Source organism: Nitrospira sp. (assembly GCA_024760525.1).
GTDB lineage: Bacteria > Nitrospirota > Nitrospiria > Nitrospirales > Nitrospiraceae > Nitrospira_D.
On sequence record CP060499.1, the window covers coordinates 2,420,019 to 2,438,426 of the forward strand.

Below are 18,408 nucleotides of genomic sequence, written 5' to 3' on the forward strand. Positions count from 1 at the left end.
CACCGGCGGGGACCACGCAAAAAGTCAGGTTTCACTTTTCCTGGCGTTCTGTGTATAATACTGACCTAACCTATTCTGCGTGATCCATCAGCTTAATCGGGACCCCGGCTCCCTGTTTCCCACCACAGTGACGTTGCCGATCCCCCGACGTAGAGGAGAATTGTATGTCCGACGTGCAAACGCTTCGCCCGACTAAAGCCCAGGAATTTTGGTACTCTTTTCTCCGCTGGTTTGACTCCTGGGCGGGCTTGGAACACACAAAAGTCGACGGCCCCCCCAAGGTGGACTGGGTACGTAGTATCCCTTTCATCGCCGTGCATCTGATGTGCCTGGGAGTGCTCTGGGTTGGATGGAGCTGGACCGCGGTCGCCGTGGCAATCGGGTTTTATTACATCCGTATGTTTGCGATCACCGGATGGTATCACCGATACTTCTCGCATCGCACCTTCAAGACCTCCCGCACCGTCCAGTTCTTATTTGCGTTATTGGGCGGCTCCTGCGCGCAACGCGGTCCCTTGTGGTGGGCCGGTCATCATCGTCATCACCACATCGCATCCGACACACCGGACGATGTGCATTCCCCACGCCAAGGGGGATTCCTGTGGTCACACATGGGCTGGGTGATGTCGCAAACCCATTACGCTCCGCGTCTCAAGGGAATCGCCGATTTCGCAAAGTTTCCGGAGCTGCGGTTTCTCGATCGATTTGACGTCCTCGTTCCCACCATCACCGGGTTCGGAATGTTCGGCTTCGGCCAGTTGTTGGAAGCCTTTGCACCCGGACTGGGCACCAACGGACCCCAGATGCTGATCTGGGGATTTTTCATCTCGACCGTGGCACTGTTTCATGGGACCTGCACCATCAACTCTCTGTCACATGTCTACGGGTCACAACGGTACGAAACCGGCGACGACAGCCGAAACAACTTCTTCCTGGCTCTGATTACCATGGGAGAAGGGTGGCACAACAATCATCATTATTACCCAGCTTCCACCAGACAAGGCTTTTACTGGTGGGAAATCGACATGAGCTACTACTGCCTGAAAGGGCTGGAGTGGTTAGGACTCGTCTGGGATGTCCGAGGTGTCCCGGAGTATGTGCGTGAAGGAAAAACCAAGCAAGACTCCGACCGTAGCGTGCTCAAAAAGAAGATTGAAGTGGCGCTTACCGAGGCCACGGAGCTTCCAGCCTCGCAGCCTCAACTCGAGCTAACCCGCTAGATCCAATCGGGTCCATCGTCGGACCTTGGCTGATCAGACGCCCGATCAGCCAAGGTTTCTCGAATTCGACGGCTTTCCCCATCAATCGACTTCTGCTCCTCACCAGACAGCACCCATGCGTCACCAGGACGCAGCTCGAAGCGATAATGGTCGTTTCTGAGAGTGAACCACTCGACATAGGGGTGTGGCTCCAGGTTGGGGTGCGGATCCAGCGAAATGAGGTTCACCGTTCCGATCTGCGGGTTCGCCATATCGCCGATCACCTGTCCCGCCATCTCGTCGTCTTCGAACCGACCGTTGTGGAACCGAATCACCTCTCCGGCGATATCCGTCTTGAAGTTTCCGCGTAAATAAAAATCCACCGGACCGATCACGGCAAACACAACCTGTCCAACGACGGTTCCCTCAACCCGGTTGTCCAAAAATCCTTCACAAACCCACCGTCCATTGCCGAACTTCTGTGCCATACGACTCCTCCTTTCGGAACGGTCAGCCGCCAAACGCACCGATCACTACCGCCAATAAGATGAGCGCGCTCCCGATCCACCCTTGCACATCCAACGTCTCTCCGAGAAAGTACCACGAGAGCCAGGCCGCGTAGGCAGGCTCGGATGCAAACAGTAACGCCACCTGCTGAGCGGGAACCAGTTGCTGAGCCCAGATTTGGACAGCAAACGCCAGCGTGGCCAGAACACCGGTGACGCCAAGACCGATCAGCAGGACGGTAGTGGGCGCAAAAGAACTTGATGTCACCTCTTCCCACCACGGAGCAGGAAGAAACAGCACTGTCATCGCCACCATTTGCCAGACGAGCAGCGACGGCGCATCGACTTGCCGGGTGAAGCGCTCAAGACAAATGATATGCCCTGCAAACGCGAGGGCGCAGCCCAACGTCATCAAATCCCCCACATTCATGGATGTAGTGGGCTTCACCAACAACCATAGTCCGACGACGGCGATCCCCGTGGCCAGCACGACTCGCCGGTCGATCCGTAGCAGGATCAGCGGGACAAAAATCACGTACAGCGCCGTCAGAAAGGCTGAACTCGATGCGCTCGTATACCGGAGTCCGACAGTTTGCAGCAGGTACCCGAGAAAGAGGAAGACGGTGGTGAGCGCACTCGCCTCTAGCACCGCACGATCGTAATGCAGTCGGCGTCGGCTGAACACAAGCCAGAGCAGGATGAGTACGGTGCCCAGGAAAAATCGGAGCAGCAAGAAAGACAGCGGAGCGATCTGCTCAAGCGCCGCCTTGGTGGCCGGGAATGTGGCTCCCCAGATAACGGTGGTCAGCAGGAGTGCAAGTCGCGGCATGGATTAAAAAGTGCCGGGTAGCGAGCATGAGGTTTGAGCCAACAATCGGACGACGCGACTCGCACTGAGCACTGCGGACTCAGCGCGTTATGTATCTATGGCTTGCAGAGCGGGCACATCCGCTGCCGATTCACTCCCGCCTGCTCCATGGCGCGGAGCGCCCGTTCTTTATCGGGATAATCGAACCATCCCCCTTCCCAAAAATCGCTGGAGGTCACAGTGGACGGAACCTCTGAACAACGGTCTCGGTGGAGCGTCACGCGGTCGATCGCGCGGGCAATGTGAACCCAGTAGATCATGAGAAATCAGCGATGGGCGAATAGGATGAGGAACAGGAATGATCGGCCCACTGATAGGCGCATCCATTCCCTATTGCCTCTGTCCCGTACTGGCTCAAGGAAGGAGCTGCCACTCATCCTTCTCGATGAAGACCTTCACACCGGTCTGTAACTTCTTGACGTCGTCCTTCTCGAAGAGCCTCATGTAGCGCTCGATTCGATCTTCATCGTCGATCCGTTCTTCTTGCATCATGCCGTTGTTGCCTTTGTATCGTCGAATCAGCACTGACATCGACACCCTCCTCTGAAGCTGGTAGTTTGGCTAAGTAAGTTGTTACAATAAACGGAACGTTGTGAGCCGGTCAAGATCGCCTGCTGAAGGTCGGCTTGTCAAGTCCCGAACGGCTCCTCTCGGTGCAAGGTCATGCTGTAGAGGAAGAAAGGACAGCCCCCGTGCCATTGTATGAATACCGTTGTGGACAGTGCGAGAAAGAATTCGAAGCCACTCAGTCCGTCCATGCGAGGGTCGAGGACACCGAGTGTCCCCATTGCCATGCACGGCAGGCGACCCGGCTCCTATCTTCTTTCTCATCCAATGTCATTGGTGAGCGCAAACCCGGGTTTTCTGAGATCAAGGCCAACGCAATGGTCAATGAACGGATGCAGCGATTCTCTAAGTTGCCGCCTTTAAATGTACAGCGCAATGTGCCGCCGCCGAACATGTCATCCGAATCAGACTCCTGTTCGAGCGAGGGGTCCAATCCAGGATCATAACCATGGATGGACTTCGTGGCTGCACCGTACCAAGTCGGTCGTGGCTTCCCTTGGAACTGGGAAGGATGATGCCCGCAAAACTGTTCGTCAGCGGGCTGTTCATCGGCCTGCTCCTCTGCCAGTCGCCTGCATTTGCCGTCGCCCAAACTGCCGGAAGCCTTGCCATCGCCGGCAATGGACCGGAGCAAGCCACCATCGAAGCGCTGGCGCGCGCGTTTGAGAAAGCCAACCCTCGTGCCTATATCGATATTCTATGGGACGAGGATTCCAAGCCGTTGCAGTTGGTCAAAACCGGCCACGCACAGATTGCCGTGACAGGAGCCGAGGACCCAGCGCTGATGGGCACCCAGATCGGCTGGGACGGTATCGGCATTCTGGTCCACTTGTCCAACTTCACCAAGGAAGTCACGAAGCAACAGGCCGCCGACATCTTTTCTGGAAAAATCAAAGAATGGTCCGAACTGGGCGGACCAGAGACCAAGATCCTTCTGATCGACCGGCCGCACAATCAAAACATCCGCGAGGCCTTCGAGTCTCAACTCGGCATCCCTGGGAAAATTCCTGGAAACGCCAAAGTCATCGGTGGAGATGAGACAGTCGTCAAGACCGTCGTTGGAACCCTTCCTCCCTTGTCTGCTGCATCGTATATCTCCTTGAGCACCGGTCTCTCCGTGGTCTCAGGCGGTGTCGCCGTCCGATTACTGCAAGTCGATAAAGTCGAGCCTGAAATACCGACGGTAAAAGATGGGCGGTACAGCCTGCGACGCCCTCTGCTGCTGCTGGCTAATAAGGAGCCAAATCCCCTGGTTGATGCCTTTACCAAATTTGCATTGTCTCCGCCCGGTCAAGCGATCATCGGAGAAACGTATGTGCCCATGCCGAGCAAGTAAATCCGAAAGGAGGTCCCGATGACTCCCCGATCCCTGCCGTCCCTCATCATGATCTCGTTGCTGGCGATTCCCTTCTTTCCGCCCGGCTCATTCGCCGAAGAGGGGTCTGTCGTCGACGGCGCCGGATATACGTTGTTTGAGACGGAATCGATCAAGGGGCACGACGAGCAGAAACTCGAAAAGGATCCCGTCTGCGATAGTAGCAGGAAACCCAAGATCGCCACAGTGGAGCCGGACGAAGCCAAGCCAGGACAAACCATCACGATCAAGGGCGAAAACTTCGGCACGAAGGATTGTTTTCGTGGCGTGGCGTTCAGTGCGGCCGGTTCGACAAAGATCGATCATAAGTTCGTGAACGATCGGACGATCGAAGCCACGGTTCCCGATATACAGCCGGGCATGTCCTTCATCGATGTCGTCGCCGCCGGCGGCAACGCCCGTTCGAAAGCGTTTTTGGTGCAAGCCAAGTAGCGGCTCGACAAGAGAATGCCTCATTGTGTATCTTATCGATGCACAGCAGGCAGTTCCGTCGGCAAAGAAAGTTCATCGCATGCAACAATTCTCGGTCCAACGATGCGTCCCGACCGTGTTCCTGATTGCAAGCCTTTCTGCATCGATGCCGGCTGTGGCCAATCCGCCTGCTAAGGAACGACTGCCCCTGATGCTCAGCGGCTCCGGCTGCAGTAGCAAAGAAGCTGAGATGAACACCGTCTTACAGGCCATTCCAGGAGTGACCGGCGTCTACTTCAACCGCGTCCCGGATCATGTGCTCGTAGACATTACCTCCGGCACCGTCAAGGCAGCGGACGTGGTCAACCGCGTCAACGATGCGGCCAACTCATGGCAATGCCGCGTCGAACTCATGCAATCCTGCATCTCCGCAGACATGCCATCCGCCTCGGCCGCCCCTCAGCATACCGAATAATGGTGATCGCGTTTCCTCGCTGTTCAGAGTGAACTTCTCGAAGCGAGGCCCATTCGGTGAGCACTATTTTTTCTGTGCCAAGCCTCTGACACCACGGACGAGCGGACGTGAGACTATGGGGATGGCAGGTTCTTTTGGAGCTTTTGTGTCCGGCCATTACGACGAGTCGCCGACATCTTTGTGACCGTCGAGCGAGTGACGGCCGTCGAAGATATTCGGACCGTCGATGCCAAGCGCAAAATGTTGGTTCCCCTTCAACCGAAGAAGAGTCCAAAGGCCGCCTCCCGCCGTCGATCCTCGTAAGCAGTCATCCATCCGTCCGTTGCCCCTCCGGTTCTACTCAGTCTCTTTTGTCCGATCACGCCTCGTGCCTGAAAACTCCATAACCGTACGCGATTCCAATAAGACAGAGTAGACTCGGAGACTGTTCCTGTGGCGTCTACATATATCGAACGGTCTCGCATGAAACACAACTATCGGCTGTACGGAACGGCTGTTACGATTGGGATTGTGATCTGGGTCGGCATCTCGATGGCTTCGGGAAGGAGAGAGGCCTTTGACTCCGCCTTGTACTATCAGATCGGCATGCCGATCGTTTGCCTCGCGTCTGCCATATTCGGCTTTCTTGAACCATACAAATCATGGCGATGGGGTGCCCTTCCCCTGTGCGGCCAGTTTTTCTGGCTCTTGTTGACCGAAGGGCCGGGTAATCTCCTGCCCCTTGGCGTGATTGCGTTCTCCGTGCTCTCTGTCCCATCGATCATCTCCGCACGCCTCGGCGCATTCGTTGGAACCCGGCGTGCAACATAACCGACCGCCCAGTTATTCCATGTATCCGTGATACACTACCGCCGATCCACATTGGCAAGGGAATTGGATGGATTTCGTCTCACACGGTCTCTGGGGTTCGATTGCGTTCGGTCGTAAGAGCCGATCGAGTTTCGGCCTGGCCTTCGCCATCGGGACGGCTCCCGATTTGTTTTCATTCGGGGTGCTGTATGCCGCGGCCACACTCGGCCTGTCGCCGAAGCCTGATTTCAGTCGCGGCACTCCCCCGGAGTCGACGATCCCTCAATACGTCCATCATCTCTACAATTACACCCATAGCTTCGTCGTATTTCTCGTAGTCTTTTTCCTCCTGTGGCTTTTCCTAAAACGACCGGTCTGGGAACTTGGCGCATGGGGACTACATGTTCTAGCCGACGTGCCCTTGCATTCCTATGCCTTTTTCCCAACTCCAGTACTGTGGCCTTTGTCTAACTGGAAATTCGATGGCTGGCCATGGACGACACCGAGTATTCTCATTTGCAACTTCGTGCTTTTGTCGCTGCTTTACGCCTGGTTCATCCGTCATCTCTACGTGACCAGGAAGAAAGAGAAGCCATGGCAGGGAGTCGTGACTCAACCATCTGTTTTTGACAAGCAGCCGGAGTAGCGGTTGCAAACAGTGATTCTTCCGCTTCTTCATCCCTATCTTCCACATAACCGCCTATTCTCGTAGTGCCAACCTTGGAGTTTTTTTGCTCAGATCCTGAAGTGTTTGTCCCGCATCGGGACACGAATAAGACTCTCGTGAAAAACTTTACTGAAACCTGATCATTCACTGAACGATCAGTAACTGCACTCCAACAGAATCCCGTAACACTGAATGGGGCGAACCGGGGACTGCAGCCTCGACTCATCCTACAGTTGTTGCACAGGCGTTGATGCCGTGAACGGCGTCCATGCATTTGCAAACTACAGGTTCCTTTGAGGAAGCCGGATGACAGTTGAGATACTCACAGTCCATGGAGAAAACATATGAAAAATCTCGATGATGACAAGGGGTGTAATCCCTCGGGCAATGAACGCTTTGAGGACGTCCTTGAGGCACGGATGTCGAGGCGTAACTTACTGAAGAACGGCATCGCGACCGCCGCGTTTCTGTCCCTCGGCGGAGTGGACGCCCTCTTGCGAGCCGTGCCGGCCTCGGCACATTCAGACGGGTCCGCTCTGCTCGGGTTTCAGGGCATCCCAGTATCGGATGCCGACACCGTCGTGGTCCCCGCAGGTTACACGGCTGACGTGCTGATTGCATGGGGCGATCCGGTCTCCAACGGTCCGGCTTTCAAGCAGGATGGTAGCAACACGGCTGCAGATCAGGCGCGGCAATGGGGCATGCACAACGATGGCATCGTCTATTTCCCGATCATCGGCTCTCAGCGAGGCCTCATCTGTCAGAACAATGAATATACGGATGATGGACTGCTGTTCGACGATGGAATCGTGAACTGGGATCAGGAAAAAACCAATAAATGTCTCAACGCCCATGGTGTCTCGATCATCGAGGTGACCAAGCGAACCGGGTTTCCCTGGGACCCCAGGCGCCGTAAGGGCGAGTGGGATGTCGTCCGCCCGTCTCCGTTCGCCCGCCGGATTACCGGCATGACTCCCATGAATATCGCCGGTCCCGCCTCCGGCGATCCACGACTCCGAACAACCGCCGACACGACCGGCACTCGGGTCCTTGGCACCTTGAACAACTGTGCGATGGGAGTTACACCATGGCACACATACCTCACGTGCGAGGAAAACTTCAACGGCTACTTCATGACCAACAAGGTCGGACCACCAGACATGAGAAGCAACATCGAGAAGCGCTACGGAATCGCGCCGTTCGGAAGCGGATTCCGCCTGCATACCACGGATTTCCGGTTCAACGCCGACGCCGAACCCAACGAGCCGAACCGGTTCGGCTGGGTCGTGGAAATCGACCCGTTCCGACCTAACTCGACACCCGTAAAACGCACGGCCCTCGGGCGTCTGAAGCATGAGGGTGCATGGGTCCAAGAGACAAAAGACGGCAAGATCGTCGTCTACATGGGAGATGATGAGCGCAACGAGTATATTTACCGCTATGTCTCAAACAAACGTTGGCGGGTGGCTCGATTGCTGGGAGAAAGTCCCCTCGATGACGGGATTCTCTATGTGGCCAAATTCCACGCCGACGGGACGGGTGAATGGTTGCCTTTGACACCGAACAATCCGGCGTTGGCAGGATGGTCATTACCAGATATCCTCATCAATACGCGCGCCGCGGCGGACGCAGTCGGCGCCACCATGATGGATCGCCCGGAATGGATCGATACATTCCCTGACTCCCTGACCGTGGTCGCCACACTGACCAACAACAACCGGCGCGGCAGCACGCCGCCGTCGTCTAACGCACCGGACGGCAGCACGGTCGCCGGTTCCGCCAGACCGCCGGTCGATGCGACGAACCCTCGTTCGATTAACAACTACGGGCACATCCTTCGCTGGTACTATGCGAATGATTTCTCGGAACGGACCTTCGGATGGGATATCTTCGCCCTGTGCGGCGATCCCGCCAATCCAACTCATGGGTCCACGATCAACGGTGACAAGTATGGATCACCCGATGGGATTTACGTCGCCCCAAGTGGGCGTCTCTGGATCCAGACGGACGTCTCGACGTCCACGATCAACAGCGGGGCATATGCCGGTTTCGGGAACAACCAGATGCTCTGCGCGGACCCGACTACGCGTGAGACACGGCGTTTCCTGGTGGGCCCCAAGCAGTGCGAGATCACCGGCGTGTTTGTCACTCCGGACGAAAAGACCATGTTCGTCGGCATTCAACATCCCGGCGAGACGCCGAACGAAGCACCTAACGATCCCCTCAATCCCAAGGCGTTCAGTTCTTGGCCGGATGGTGCGGCCGGTGGACGACCGCGTTCTTCCTGTATTGTCATCACAAAGGACGATGGAGGCAAGATCGGTAGTTAGCACAGCTAGATTAAGGGGCGTGCACCAAACCGTGCACGCCCCTTAATCCGTAGTCCTTTTAACCTTGAACCGGCAATTCCCATTCTCTGCACGTCAATGGCCCGTCACTTGATCGGAATCGTCATTGAGGGCAGCTCGAAGGGTTTCCTCTGTTTCCCAGCGTCTTGGTCGATCAGCTTCAACGCCGCCAGTTGTGTCTCCAACTCTTCAATCCGCTTATTCTTCTCACGGATTTGTTTCTCGAGCGAGTGCAACCTGCTTGTTTGATCAGCAACATGAGTCCGCTTTTGTTTCACTGGACTGGTGGAAGCGGTTGCGCACGCACTCAAGACGACGCATAGCGTCACCGCACCGCTTACGACACTCCAGCTGTTCCTGCACTGTTCTTTCATACGGCGTAATTCCAGACATTCATTTCCCATGGACTGACAGTTTCTGATACCCGACTCAGCATGCCACCCATCGAAGACTTTCCTAGCGACAGAACCAGCTCGAAAGCTTTCCTCGAGAAGGGATGAGCTCATGATGCCGGGGAATTGGGGAAAGATTTCAATCGTTAGTCTTTGAGGTACTGCCACACTCGCAGGACGTCGACCGTCAGCGTCGCGCCATAGGTGGGACCATAATCCCGCTGTACGATGTTTCCCATGCTGTCGTTCCACGTTTCGAATCGCACCGGCCCGGCGGAAGCCGCTATCGCCCACGCGAACTGCTCCTGGCTCTTTCCGACAGTATTCACAAAAATTCCGGAATCCCACATGAGCGCGAATTCGATTTCCCACGTTGGAATCGTTTCACCATTCTCGGTAGTCCGATACTGACCAAAGGCCATAGAAGGCTGCACCAGTCCGGCTGTGTGCCTGATCGAGTGGAGGACGGCCCCATTGTCTTGATAACTGATCCGTCCCAGGACGGATGCCCGGAAACTCACATCGCCCCATTTTTCACTATGATACAGAGTCGGCGTGATCGGCATTCGTCGGATACCGGCGCGAAGAAACCCCTGTTGATAAATCGTGCCGACGGAGAACCCGCCGCCCACAAACATGACTTTTGGGCGAAACAAGGGAAACCAGCGCGTAATGGAACCATCGATCATGGCGTCGGTCTCTTTACGAGCGTTCACAGTTGGAACAGCTGGAAGCTGGCGAAGTTGGTGCACGAATTTATTCTGAAGAAAATTCGTGATTTCGTCACCGGTGGGGCTGATCCCCGCCGTGAGATTGGTGCTCCAGCCCTGCCAGGTTCCACCCCAATGTTGGGTCCAACTCATCGTGATCAAGTTGAAGCCAAGCGTATTGCCCACCGTGGAATCGTACTTGTTCCCTACGCCATCCGTCGGGGTGAACCGGTTGAGGGTCAGCCCTCCAGTCAATGTGGAATACTGGTCGGGGAACGACATGCTACCCCAGTGGACCGAAGGCGCAGGAGTTTCACTCCATGCCGGAGACGAGACCAGTCCTATGAGGGATAGGACACCGACAACCAACTTCCATCCTAATCGCCCCCACCAATACGTCTGTGTCATAGGAAAGGCTTCGGTCATCGGAAAAGAACCTTTCTTCGTCAATGACTGCGGACAATCGCCGATCCGGTAGGCGGGCGACCGTCTAACCTCAGGACAAACAACTTCGGCATTCTACACAAGAAGAACAGAGGTGGCGACCCCGTTGTTCGACAGTCGGCGGAGCACGACGATCTTTCGTTTTTGATGAGCCATTCTGACTACCTTGCGAGGCTTCACCCTCGACAGACCTCCTGATCCTATGCTAGCTTACGCGCTCGTTTTTCTAAATTCATGCCGGCCCACACGAAAACCATGTTTAAGAAAATCTTGATCGCCAATCGCGGTGAAATTGCCATGCGAATCATCCGTGCATGCCGCGAATTGAACATCGCCACCGCCGCGATCTATTCCGAAGCTGATTCGACCGGAATCTACGTGAAGAAAGCTGACGAGTCTTACCTTGTAGGACCAGGTCCGGTGAAGGGGTTTCTCGACAGCAAACAGATCGTCGACCTCGCTAAACGGATCGGTGCCGACGCCATCCATCCAGGATATGGATTTCTCTCTGAAAATGCGGAGTTCGCTGAGCTCTGCCAGGCGTCCGGCATTACGTTCATCGGCCCTTCGACCCATGCCATTACTCTGATGGGCAGCAAGGTCAAGGCGCGAGAACTTGCGCAACAGGTCGGTGTCCCCACCGTACCCGGCACCAAGGGTGATCTCACCGACGTGAAGGAGGCGCTGGCCTTCGCCAAGAAAACCGGCTACCCGATCATGATCAAGGCAAGCGCCGGAGGCGGAGGCCGCGGACTGCGTGTGGTCCGGTCCGATGAGGAACTCCGCGAAAACATGGAAGCCGCCTCGCGTGAAGCCCAAGCATCGTTCGGTGACGGACGGGTATTCCTCGAAAAATGCATCGAACGCCCCCACCATATCGAATTTCAGATATTGGGTGATCGCCACGGCAATATCATTCACTTAAACGAACGGGATTGCTCGATCCAGAGACGTCATCAGAAGTTGATTGAAATCGCCCCATCATTGATTCTGACTCCGAAGTTGCGTGAAGAGATGGGCCAAGCTGCCGTGACCATCGCACGAGCAGTGAATTACGACAACGCAGGGACGGTGGAGTTTCTGCTCGATCAAGACGGCCAGTTTTACTTCATCGAGATGAATCCTCGGCTTCAGGTCGAGCATACGGTGACGGAACAGATCACCGCGATCGACATCGTCCGGCATCAGATCTCCATTGCGGCGGGAAGACCGCTCGACATTCAGCAAAAGGACGTGATACTCCAAGGGCACGCGATCCAGTGCCGGATCAACGCTGAAGATCCCAAGAATAACTTTCTCCCCTGTACCGGCACCGTCACCGCCTACCTTTCTCCGGGAGGAATCGGCGTCCGTATCGACGGTGCGGTCTACAAAGATTACACCGTGTCGCCCTACTATGACGCCCTGCTGGCTAAGTTGACGGTCCGAGGCCGTACGTGGGAAGAAGCCGTAAGTCGGATGAGGCGGTCGCTCGAAGAATACGTGCTGCGTGGAGTCAAAACGACGATTCCGTTCATGGAAGCGATCATGCAGGAGCCGGACTTTATTGCCGGGCGTTTCGACACGTCCTATCTGGACACCCATCCTGAGTTGTACTCGTATCACGAATTCGAGCAGCCGGAAGATTTGGTGCTGGCCCTATCTGCCGCAATTGCCGCCTACGAAGGATTGTAACCCGGGCAACACCCCGCACAGATTCCGAGAGAGATGCACGAGACGTCATGGCGAAACGACGACCAACAGCAAAAAAACAGCAGAAAATATCCCGACCGTCCGCTCCGCTGGTCAAGACTTCAAAAAGCGCCAAGCCGCGCTCCGGTGAATTCACGATCCAACCGGCAGTCGGCAGACCGGTCCTGATCACCGACGTCGCGTTACGAGACGGTCACCAATCGTTGCTGGCGACACGGATGCGCACAGAGGACATGCTGCCCATCGCGCAAAAACTCGATGCCGTCGGCTATTGGTCGCTGGAGGTATGGGGCGGCGCCACATTCGACACCTGCCTGCGATTTTTAAAGGAAGATCCCTGGGAACGACTTCGGGCATTGCGGGCTGCGATGCCCAACACCAAGCTCCAAATGCTGCTGCGAGGGCAAAACCTTGTCGGCTACCGACATTACGCGGACGACGTGGTGGAACGATTCATCGAGCGTTCGGCCGCCAACGGGATCGATGTCTTCCGTATTTTTGACGCGCTCAATGACGTGCGGAATGTCGACCGGGCCGTGAGTGAAGTGAAGGCCTGCGGGAAACATGCCGAGGCCACCATCTGCTATACCGTCAGCCCGGTTCATAGCATCGATCGGTTCGTGGATCTCGCGAAAAAATTCGAAGATCTTGGGACAGACACCATTTGTATCAAAGATATGGCCGGCCTCCTGGCGCCGCTTGAGGCCTATCATCTGGTGCGTCGGTTGAAAGCTGCCGTCAAGGTTCCGCTCCACCTCCATTCGCATTACACGTCCGGGATGGCCTCCATGGCCTCTCTGATGGCGATACTTGGAGGCCTGGACATGCTCGATACCGCCATGTCGCCGCTGGCTGGCGGAACGTCCCACCCGGCGACGGAAACGCTGGTCGCCGCGCTCCAGAATACTCCCTACGACACCGGGCTGGAACTCGCGTCCTTCCCGCCGATTACGGAACACTTTCGCTCCGTTCGCCGCAAATACCGTCAGTTCGAAAGCGACTTTACCGGTGTCGATGCTGAAATTCTCACGTCGCAGATTCCGGGAGGCATGTTGTCGAACCTGGCGGCTCAGTTGACGGAACAGAATGCCTTGGACCGGATGAAAGAGGTGCTCGACGAGGTCCCGCGCGTGCGGAAAGAGATGGGCTATCCCCCGCTTGTCACCCCGACCAGTCAGATCGTCGGGACCCAGGCCACTCTGAACGTGCTGACCGGAGAGCGTTACAAAGTCATCACGACGGAGACCAAGAACTATTTCCTGGGCTTGTATGGGCGCGCGCCGGGTCAAGTCGACCTCGATGTGATGGCACGCGCCACCGGCGACGAAACCCCGATCAAGACCAGACCGGCCGATCGACTGGAGCCCGAGTTGGAGGCCCTCAAAAACGACCTGCCCGACTCAGCCCAGAGCATTGAGGACCAGCTGTCGTTCGCGCTGTTTCCCACCATCGCGCGTGACTTTTTCGAGGCTCGAGAAAAAGGCGACTTAACCCCGGAGCCGCTCGAATTGGGCTCGACCAAAGGCCCTGCGACCGCTCATGAACTGCATCTGGCTCCCGTTGAATTCAATGTGACGGTGCATGGCGAGACCTATCATGTGAAAGTGTCCGGCTCCGGCCGAAAGGTCGATGGGCGCAAGCCATACTACATCCGAGTCAACGACAAGCTCGAGGAAGTCTCGCTCGAAACCATCCAGGAAGTCTTGGCCGGCGTGCCGGAGTTGCAGGGGACCGATTCGGGAGGAAAACCAAAACGTCCCAGGCCGTCGAAACCGGGTGATGTGGCTCCTCCCATGCCCGGCCGCGTGGTAAAAGTCTTGGTCGCGGTCGACGATCATGTGAAAGTCGGCGATCCCCTGTTGATCATCGAAGCGATGAAGATGGAAAGCCGGGTGCCGGCGCCGATTGATGGAAGAGTCGCCGCGATTCTCACCGCCGAGGGTGACAACGTAAAGACGGATGAAACGGTCATTCAATTGGAGTAATTCCACCGCCGGCTCGACCTCGCACCCGTACAGACGTGGATGGCTTGCGCTGTGCGTCCTGTGCCTCGTATCGTACCTCATGAGCGCCTGTGCCACGCCTGTACAGATTCCACCCTATTTTGAAACCTTAGAACGCACCCCGGTAGAACGCATCCCAATCAAGACCGTCCTCGTCCGTGATCAAAGGATCGCGTATCTCGATATCGGTGCCGGGCCGCCGGTCATCTTGATTCACGGCTTCGGCGGATCCATGTGGCAATGGGAACATCAGCAACATGCCTTGGCTCAACATTTCCGTACCCTGACGCTCGACCTCCCTGGCTCAGGATTGTCCGACAAACCCGACATCGATTACCTGCCGGACCAGATGTTGGACTTCTGTATCGGATTCATGGATGCCCTGCAGATCCGGAAAGCCAGCCTGATCGGTAATTCCATGGGCGCCGGGTTGGCCATAGGAATGACATTGACCCATCCGACCCGTATCGACAAACTCGTGCTCATCAGCGGGTTACCGTCTCACGTCATAGCCAAGCTCACCAGTCGATCTTTCAGGCAAGCTCTGGAATCTCGAGCCCCTTCCTGGCTGGTATCCCTCGGCAACTGGTTGTTCGGCGGACTGGTCACCGAGACCGTTCTGAAGGAAATCGTCCATGATCACAACCTTCTCACGCCGGCGGTTATCGAACGGTCCAACCGCAATCGCCGCCGTCCTGGTATCATAAAACCCATCATGGCCGTGAGAAACGCCATCCCTTCCTGGGAAACCGATTTTGCTCCACGCCTCAGCTCCATCACACACCCAACAATGATTATCTGGGGTGAATACGACCGGCTATTTCCCATGGCCGTGGGCGAAGAACTTCACCATAGAATTCGTGGATCAGAGTTCGTCAGAATTCCCGATGCCGGCCACATGCCGCAATGGGAACGCCCTGATCTGGTCAACCGATCGCTGATCACGTATATTGAATCATCACCCTGAACAGATCGTCCTCATGAGACCGATGATCACTTGTTTCCCCACAAAGGAGCACATGATGCGGACACGATTCTATGGGTTCATCGGCGCAGCACTGTTCATTTCACTTGGCTTCGTCGGGTGTCAGGCCACCGGAGGTTCATCGGGCAATACCTTCGCGTACAGGACTATCCCGGTGGCGGATGGGAGCGTCGTCGCGGGGGAAGGCAACAATGTCTTATTCAAGGGCAACTCGCTTCCACTGGCCGGTAACGGCGTAAAAATCGGCGACACGCTGCGCGACGTGAACGTGGTGCAGAACGATCTCTCGCTCGTCAACATCGTGGAGACCAAGGGTGCGGGAAAGGTCCGGATCATCAGCACGGTCCCGTCGCTCGATACCCCGGTGTGTGAACAACAGACCCATCTTCTGAGCGAACGGAACAAAGGCCTCGATAAAATGGTGGAACTCATCACGGTCAGCGTCGATACTCCCTTTGCCCAGAAGCGATTTGCGGAGGATGCGAACATCGCCAATGTGACGTTTCTATCCGACTACCGAGGCGGCGAGTTCGGCAAAGCGCATGGCCTTTTCTTGGAAGGTCCACACGTGCTGACGAGAGCGGTCATCGTTGTCGACAAGAGGAACACCATTCGCTATCTCCAAATCACTCCGGAACTCTCCCAGCTGCCGGACTTGGAAGAAGCCTTCCAGTTCGCCAGGCGATTGATCACGGAGAGCTAGGGGACGGTCCTTGGAGCTGAAACGACGGGCGAGCAGATAGTCGTTCGTTAGGCTCGACCACCCCTCTGTTGTCCGAAGGCTCTGATGGCTCATTACGACTTACTCGTCATCGGTACGGGACCGGCCGGCCAAAAAGCCGCGATACAGGCGGCCAAACTCGGCAAAAAGGTCGCCATCATCGAGCGAAAGACGGTCGTCGGTGGTGTCTGCATCAACACCGGTACGATTCCCAGCAAATCACTCCGAGAAGCGGTCCTCTATCTCTCAGGATTCCGGCAACGCAGCGTCTACGGTGCCACCTACCGTTTGAAAAAGACCATCGCGATCGAAGATCTCGCGTTTCGGGCCAATCATGTCATCAGGAACGAGATTCAGATCGTACAAAATCAGATGGGCCGGAATCGAGTCGACATGTTTTACGGTTCAGCGAGCTTTATCGATCCTCACCGCCTGCGCATACAAACGACCCGCGGTGCGCTCGAACTGACGTCAGACTTCGTCGTCATTGCGGTCGGGACGGAACCGGCCCGGCCATCCAACATTCCGTTCGACGACAGGACGATCATTGATACGGACGGGCTCCTGACTCTCAAGCGTATTCCCGACTCCATCGTCATTGTCGGAGGTGGTGTGATCGGAACGGAATACGCTTCCATGCTCGCCGCTCTTGGAGTTCCCGTCACCCTCATCGACAAACGCCCGCGGCTGTTGGAGTTCGTCGACGCCGAGATCATCGACACGCTCCAGCAACAGATGAAAGATATCGGAGTCACGCTGTATCACGATGAAGAAGCCGTGGCCATCAACAGGGCACGGGACAAGTCCATCCAGGTCACCCTACGCCACAGCCGACCGATTCACACCTCGACGTTGATGTATGCGATTGGGCGAGTCGGGGCGACACAATCGCTCGACTTGGATGCCATAGGATTGAAACCGGATGATCGTGGACGCTTGGCCGTCAACGAACACTTCCAAACGGCAATTCCACACATCTACGCCGCAGGCGACGTCATCGGCTTTCCGGCCTTGGCCTCGACATCCATGCAACAAGGTCGTCACGCAGCCTGTCATGCGTTCGGCCACCCGGATCGGCTCGACAACTCACTCCTCCCCTACGGCATCTACGCCATTCCGGAAATTTCCATGGTGGGCCTGAATGAGGAAGAGCTCAAGCGAGCAGAAATCCCCTTCGGCATCGGCATCGCCCGCTACAAAGAGATCGCGCGCGGGCAGCTCATCGGCGACGAAATGGGCATGTTGAAGCTGTTGTTTCATCGCCATACCAGACATCTGCTTGGCGTTCATGCCATCGGCGAAGGAGCAACTGAACTGATTCACATCGGGCAGGCGGTCATGGCTTTTCACGGCAAGATCGATTATTTCATCGATACGGTCTTCAACTATCCGACCCTGGCCGAATGTTACAAGGTGGCCGCGCTGGACGGCATGAATCGCTTGCCGAGACCATGGGTTCCTTACCTGTGAAACAGGAACATGTCTTGACGCTACGCCAGTGTTGAGCCGGACATCCCTCACGAGCAGTGAGAGGGTCGCCAGAAAGGAAGAGATGCATGTCATTCTCAAATCACCTGCGAAAGCTTGCCAACTCAATTTGGAATGCCCAGTTGAGCCATCCCTTTGTCGTCGCACTGGGCAACGGCACACTGCCTGAACAGAAATTCCAGTATTACATTCTGCAAGACGCCAGGTTCCTGGGGGATCTGGCCCGCGTCTTTTCTGCCGCCGCGCAGAAGGCGCCGGATTCCGACGCGAGCCTGCGGTTCAACAAGCTGGCGGAGGAGACAATTGTCGTAGAGCGGAGTCTGCATGAAAGCTACGGAAAGAAATGGGCGCTGACAGCGAAACAGATGACGTCGGTTCCGATGGCGCCGACCAACCACGCTTATACCAGACACATGCTGGCCGTGGCCGCTTCGGGGACTGCGGCGGAAATTGCCGTCGTCGCCCTGCCTTGCGCCTGGGTCTATTGTGTGGTCGGACAGCATTTATTGAGAAAAGGCCCCCCTGCCAAGAATCACCCCTACCGTGACTGGCTCATGCTCTACGCCTCGCCGGAGTTTGCCGAAGTGCAACTATGGATGCGGAAGAAAGTCGATCAGTGGGCCAAGACGGCGGGCAAAGAGGAACTGCGGCGGATGGAAGAGTCCTTCATCATCAGTTCTCGGTATGAGTGGATGTTTTGGGACATGGCGTGGAACGAGGAAAAGTGGCCGGTGTAAGTGCGGGTAGGCGTCTCAACGCCTATCGGCT

General features: G+C 56.2%; 21 protein-coding genes. 14 read left to right on the plus strand and 7 right to left on the minus strand.

Features of this window, described 5'->3' with window-relative positions:
* Positions 1 to 164 precede the first annotated feature (164 nt).
* Positions 165 to 1,220 (plus strand): acyl-CoA desaturase, encoded by a 1,056-nt coding sequence (locus H8K04_11310; GenBank protein UVT14439.1) that lies wholly within the window; start codon positions 165 to 167, stop codon positions 1,218 to 1,220.
* Here H8K04_11310 and H8K04_11315 read toward each other — a convergent pair.
* The 4 genes from H8K04_11315 to H8K04_11330 all read right to left on the minus strand — a co-directional run bounded on the left by H8K04_11315 (position 1,217) and on the right by H8K04_11330 (position 3,104).
* Complete coding sequence (locus H8K04_11315; GenBank protein ID UVT14440.1) at positions 1,217 to 1,687, minus strand: hypothetical protein; 471 nt, start codon at positions 1,685 to 1,687, stop codon at positions 1,217 to 1,219. The genes H8K04_11310 and H8K04_11315 overlap by 4 nt on opposite strands.
* A gap of 22 nt (positions 1,688 to 1,709) precedes the next feature.
* On the minus strand, positions 1,710 to 2,534 hold the full coding sequence (locus H8K04_11320) for a DMT family transporter (protein ID UVT14441.1): 825 nt from the start codon (positions 2,532 to 2,534) through the stop codon (positions 1,710 to 1,712).
* A gap of 95 nt (positions 2,535 to 2,629) precedes the next feature.
* Complete coding sequence (locus H8K04_11325) at positions 2,630 to 2,833, minus strand: hypothetical protein (protein ID UVT14442.1); 204 nt, start codon at positions 2,831 to 2,833, stop codon at positions 2,630 to 2,632.
* A 94-nt stretch (positions 2,834 to 2,927) separates the two neighbouring features.
* Positions 2,928 to 3,104 (minus strand): hypothetical protein, encoded by a 177-nt coding sequence (locus tag H8K04_11330; GenBank protein ID UVT14443.1) that lies wholly within the window; start codon positions 3,102 to 3,104, stop codon positions 2,928 to 2,930.
* 161 nt (positions 3,105 to 3,265) lie between these two features.
* On the opposite strand from H8K04_11330, the gene H8K04_11335 reads away from it, so the two are divergent.
* The 4 genes from H8K04_11335 (at position 3,266) to H8K04_11350 (ending at position 5,401) form a co-directional block, all read left to right on the plus strand.
* On the plus strand, positions 3,266 to 3,586 hold the full coding sequence (locus tag H8K04_11335; protein ID UVT14444.1) for a zinc ribbon domain-containing protein: 321 nt from the start codon (positions 3,266 to 3,268) through the stop codon (positions 3,584 to 3,586).
* A gap of 2 nt (positions 3,587 to 3,588) precedes the next feature.
* Positions 3,589 to 4,476 (plus strand): substrate-binding domain-containing protein, encoded by an 888-nt coding sequence (locus H8K04_11340; protein UVT14445.1) that lies wholly within the window; start codon positions 3,589 to 3,591, stop codon positions 4,474 to 4,476.
* Positions 4,477 to 4,494: 18 nt separating this feature from the next.
* Positions 4,495 to 4,947, plus strand: a complete 453-nt coding sequence (locus H8K04_11345) for an IPT/TIG domain-containing protein (GenBank protein ID UVT14446.1) — start codon at positions 4,495 to 4,497, stop codon at positions 4,945 to 4,947.
* A 79-nt stretch (positions 4,948 to 5,026) separates the two neighbouring features.
* Positions 5,027 to 5,401, plus strand: coding sequence for a hypothetical protein (locus tag H8K04_11350; protein ID UVT14447.1), 375 nt, complete (start codon positions 5,027 to 5,029; stop codon positions 5,399 to 5,401).
* A 156-nt stretch (positions 5,402 to 5,557) separates the two neighbouring features.
* Here H8K04_11350 and H8K04_11355 read toward each other — a convergent pair whose 3' ends face one another.
* The gene (locus tag H8K04_11355) at positions 5,558 to 5,716 is read right to left on the minus strand and encodes a hypothetical protein (protein ID UVT14448.1); all 159 of its coding nucleotides are present in this window, start codon (positions 5,714 to 5,716) and stop codon (positions 5,558 to 5,560) included.
* Positions 5,717 to 5,833: 117 nt separating this feature from the next.
* On the opposite strand from H8K04_11355, the gene H8K04_11360 reads away from it, so the two are divergent.
* From H8K04_11360 to H8K04_11370, 3 genes are all read left to right on the plus strand, one after another.
* Positions 5,834 to 6,211 (plus strand): hypothetical protein, encoded by a 378-nt coding sequence (locus tag H8K04_11360; GenBank protein UVT14449.1) that lies wholly within the window; start codon positions 5,834 to 5,836, stop codon positions 6,209 to 6,211.
* A 67-nt stretch (positions 6,212 to 6,278) separates the two neighbouring features.
* Positions 6,279 to 6,836, plus strand: a complete 558-nt coding sequence (locus tag H8K04_11365) for a hypothetical protein (protein UVT14450.1) — start codon at positions 6,279 to 6,281, stop codon at positions 6,834 to 6,836.
* Positions 6,837 to 7,201: 365 nt separating this feature from the next.
* On the plus strand, positions 7,202 to 9,187 hold the full coding sequence (locus tag H8K04_11370) for a PhoX family phosphatase (GenBank protein UVT14451.1): 1,986 nt from the start codon (positions 7,202 to 7,204) through the stop codon (positions 9,185 to 9,187).
* A 104-nt stretch (positions 9,188 to 9,291) separates the two neighbouring features.
* On the opposite strand, the gene H8K04_11375 is transcribed toward H8K04_11370, so the two are convergent.
* Both H8K04_11375 and H8K04_11380 read right to left on the minus strand, forming a co-directional pair.
* Positions 9,292 to 9,579, minus strand: coding sequence for a hypothetical protein (locus H8K04_11375; protein ID UVT14452.1), 288 nt, complete (start codon positions 9,577 to 9,579; stop codon positions 9,292 to 9,294).
* 164 nt (positions 9,580 to 9,743) lie between these two features.
* The gene (locus H8K04_11380; GenBank protein UVT14453.1) at positions 9,744 to 10,715 is read right to left on the minus strand and encodes a hypothetical protein; all 972 of its coding nucleotides are present in this window, start codon (positions 10,713 to 10,715) and stop codon (positions 9,744 to 9,746) included.
* Between the two features lie 291 nt (positions 10,716 to 11,006).
* Between H8K04_11380 and accC the strand changes: the two genes are divergently transcribed.
* From accC to tenA, 6 genes are all read left to right on the plus strand, one after another.
* On the plus strand, positions 11,007 to 12,425 hold the full coding sequence (gene accC / locus H8K04_11385; protein UVT14454.1) for an acetyl-CoA carboxylase biotin carboxylase subunit: 1,419 nt from the start codon (positions 11,007 to 11,009) through the stop codon (positions 12,423 to 12,425).
* Positions 12,426 to 12,472: 47 nt separating this feature from the next.
* On the plus strand, positions 12,473 to 14,428 hold the full coding sequence (gene oadA, locus H8K04_11390; GenBank protein ID UVT14455.1) for a sodium-extruding oxaloacetate decarboxylase subunit alpha: 1,956 nt from the start codon (positions 12,473 to 12,475) through the stop codon (positions 14,426 to 14,428).
* Positions 14,429 to 14,507: 79 nt separating this feature from the next.
* Positions 14,508 to 15,413, plus strand: coding sequence for an alpha/beta fold hydrolase (locus H8K04_11395; GenBank protein ID UVT14456.1), 906 nt, complete (start codon positions 14,508 to 14,510; stop codon positions 15,411 to 15,413).
* A gap of 52 nt (positions 15,414 to 15,465) precedes the next feature.
* Entirely contained in the window at positions 15,466 to 16,134 is a 669-nt protein-coding gene (gene tpx, locus H8K04_11400) for a thiol peroxidase (protein ID UVT14457.1), read from the plus strand.
* A gap of 84 nt (positions 16,135 to 16,218) precedes the next feature.
* Positions 16,219 to 17,622 carry a Si-specific NAD(P)(+) transhydrogenase gene (gene sthA, locus H8K04_11405; GenBank protein ID UVT14458.1) on the plus strand — a complete coding sequence of 468 codons (1,404 nt, stop codon included), beginning with the start codon at positions 16,219 to 16,221 and terminating at the stop codon, positions 17,620 to 17,622.
* Between the two features lie 86 nt (positions 17,623 to 17,708).
* Positions 17,709 to 18,377: a thiaminase II gene (tenA, locus tag H8K04_11410; GenBank protein UVT14459.1), complete on the plus strand. Its 669-nt coding sequence runs from the start codon at positions 17,709 to 17,711 to the stop codon at positions 18,375 to 18,377.
* The last annotated feature ends 31 nt before the right edge of the window (positions 18,378 to 18,408 follow it).